Annotated in this window: 3 protein-coding genes; 2 read left to right on the forward strand and 1 reads right to left on the reverse strand. The window is 61.3% G+C overall.

Going from position 1 to position 2,689, the window contains the following annotated elements:
- Nucleotides 1-604: hypothetical protein (locus AB0O58_RS26635; RefSeq protein ID WP_366239033.1), on the forward strand; the 604-nt coding region annotated here is incomplete at its 5' end.
- Between the two features lie 58 nt (nt 605-662).
- Entirely contained in the window at nt 663-1,226 is a 564-nt protein-coding gene (locus AB0O58_RS26640; RefSeq protein ID WP_052061369.1) for a GIY-YIG nuclease family protein, read from the forward strand.
- A gap of 603 nt (nt 1,227-1,829) precedes the next feature.
- On the opposite strand, the gene AB0O58_RS26645 is transcribed toward AB0O58_RS26640, so the two are convergent.
- Complete coding sequence (locus tag AB0O58_RS26645; RefSeq protein ID WP_155288602.1) at nt 1,830-2,339, reverse strand: hypothetical protein; 510 nt, start codon at nt 2,337-2,339, stop codon at nt 1,830-1,832.
- Nucleotides 2,340-2,689: the final 350 nt, after the last annotated feature.

Raw genomic sequence — 2,689 nt, forward strand, 5'->3', positions numbered from 1 at the left:
ATCGACACGACGAACACGGGGTGGGGACTTTCAGTTGGCCACCAGTGGGGACCTCGACCTGGCCACCAGTGGGTACTTTTTCATGGCCACGGACAAGTACCGATTGATTGCTCGTCGTGACGTCTTCGCTATCGCCGAGAGAGCAGTACAAGAAGGGTCTTCCTGGGCTGTTGCCCAATTACATGTTGCATGCGTCGCGTGGGGTACCAACCCCGGTCAGCCGCTCGTCCGGGCTTTGAGGCCCATGCACGAGGCAGGGGTGGCAGACAAGCTCGCCAGTGGGGTGGATCTCGCGCACCGTGAGGGACCAGTGAGTGCCTACCGGGCACTGAGCGCCGGTGGACGTTTCAAGGTGCGCTACCTCGCGGCTGGTTTCTTCACGAAGCTGCTCTACTTCGGTGGGTACGACACCAAACCACTGCTCGGGCGACCGCTGATCTATGACAGCAACGTTGTTGCTGCACTGAACAAATGGACGACCGGCACCTGGACAGCCGATGGGCCGCCTGAAATGTACTCGCGCTATCTGGACTTGGCCGCCGATTGGGCACGCGAAGCCGGTACCGATCCGGACGTGATCGAGCGGGCACTGTTCGGTAGATGACGAGTTGGCGATCGGCAAAGTTCACTGACACCGATGTACAGCCGGGAAAACTGTGCTCATGAGTGAAAATTTGAGCCGGACCGGCGAAGACGTTCTGAGAGAGGTTGCCGCAGCTCTCGCGGCGAACACTCGTCCCGTCGACAGTTGCACGGCCGCGTTGCCCTCTGCGCCGGGCATCTACTCGTGGTGGGCGGACCCGATGACGTTCCCCCTTCTGAGCAGCCCGACCGCAGCGACGAACTCGACGGATCGGCTGCTGTATCTCGGGCTGGCGTCGAACTTGCGAAAGCGTGTGACTCAGAACCATCTACGACGGAGCGGGAGCTCGACACTGCGGCGAACTCTGGCCGGGCTGCTGATGGACACAGAAAACTACAGCACGCGGCGTACCGACCGAGTGGTGCTCGTCGAGGAAGACGAACGCCGTCTCACCGACTGGATGGAGGAGCATTTGCGGCTGTCCTGGGTCGAGTTCGGGCACCCGAAACTTATCGAAGCGGCACTTATTCAGCGGCTCCAATCGCCCCTGAACGTCACGCACACGCGCGGCCCCAATCGCGAGATCATCGATTCCGCCCGTCAGCGCTATCGGGCGAGCGCGACACCGCCAGCGGCGACGTAACGTGACTCGTCCGCCTAGCCGTCACCGTCATGTCAGAACGGGTCGTTAAAATCCAATTATGCCACGGGTGACAGTGACCAGCGGGGGTGGATCCGCGCGATACGGATCAAAGTGCCAAGCCTGCAACGGATACGGCGACATTCAGAAGCTGCGATCTGAATGGCTGTGTATGCCATGCCGGATGAACAGGACCACGATCCTGACGGCGAGAAACACGGCCAAACAACGAAAAGACGCACAGCTGCAGATCAGCGACCGGCGAGCTGCGAACGCGCGCGCCGCCGCGCAGGCCGCTCAAGCGTCGAAGGAAGGACTTCTGGTCCGGCGACGGCGCAACGCAGTTCACCAGCGCCCCGAAACAGGGAAAACCGGCGCCGCAAAGAAGGCACGGAAGCAGCAGTCCATAGTGCAAGTCGTGGGGACCGCCGTTGACCATGCCAAAGTCGCCAAACACCCTAAACAGAAGCCGCCTGGGCCGCAGCCTGCTTCAGAGACTATCGACTCGGCTCGTGCGAGGCTCCAGCAACAATGGAATAGCCGATTAGGCTGACGCTCGGACGCGACACCGAGACCCGCTATCAAGCGCTTACGCAAAGCGTTGAGTCAGTCGACCACTCGTACCGGATCGACTCCGATCAACGATCCGTCAGCAACTGCTGCCGGGTGCACCAGGTATAGACCTTCTCCATGCTCCCGCCGCAACTCGCCCAACCAGCTCGAGGTCAGGTCGTCGACTCCCAGTGCCAGAGACATGCCGCAGAGGTCCGGAAGTAGTCGGTAGCCCACCGCGGGGTCACCCGCGACCGCGTGCCGCTGGTTGTGTGCCATGTACTCCCGGCCCTCTGCCGGCAGCTCGGACAGGCCGTCTCTACACAATTCGCACGCTGTCACCACCGCGCACGGACGTAACGCAGTCCCCACACCCAGAGTGCCTTCCCTGTCTTCGGCGCTGAGCCAGAAGCACTGCACCTTCCACTCTGAACTCTCTCCGCCGACATCGACCAGGTGCGCGGTGGCCACGTTCAGTTCCTCGGGCAAGACTCCGCGACTGCTCGCAGGGCTCCATTGCTCTACTGCCCCATCCGTCGATGTTCCGAGACTGCCTGTCTTCATGTGCTCCCCTGATCAATCCTGGCGCGTTTAGATAGTTATTCAGTGGTAGATCTACGAAGCTGTAACCAGCAGAAACAGCAGCGAACGACCGAATAACTAATTCCAAGATATATACTACGGGCGCACTGCCCGAAGGCAAGTGCGCCTGACGTGTTCCCTGGCCCCGCAGTCCTGGGAACAACGCCTTCCCTGGCACCGGCGGAGCCTGTACCCGGGTGTTTTTTTGAAGGATGTCGCAGTCTGGCCTCCCCCAGACGGAATTTGTCAAGGTGAATGAGGCCAGTGGGTGTCAGGCGGCGGCCTGATCGGCCGGGTCGGCTGGTGTGGCGGGTTGGTTGATCCAGGCGTCC

The organism is Rhodococcus sp. NPDC080181, assembly GCF_040702225.1.
Lineage (GTDB): Bacteria > Actinomycetota > Actinomycetes > Mycobacteriales > Mycobacteriaceae > Rhodococcoides > Rhodococcoides fascians.

Excerpts from the sequence above, each read along its gene's own strand:
- AB0O58_RS26640 (WP_052061369.1), top strand. The coding sequence starts at position 663 with ATGAGTGAAAATTTGAGCCGGACCGGCGAAGACGTTCTGAGAGAGGTT.
- AB0O58_RS26645 (WP_155288602.1), bottom strand. The coding sequence starts at position 2,339 with ATGAAGACAGGCAGTCTCGGAACATCGACGGATGGGGCAGTAGAGCAA.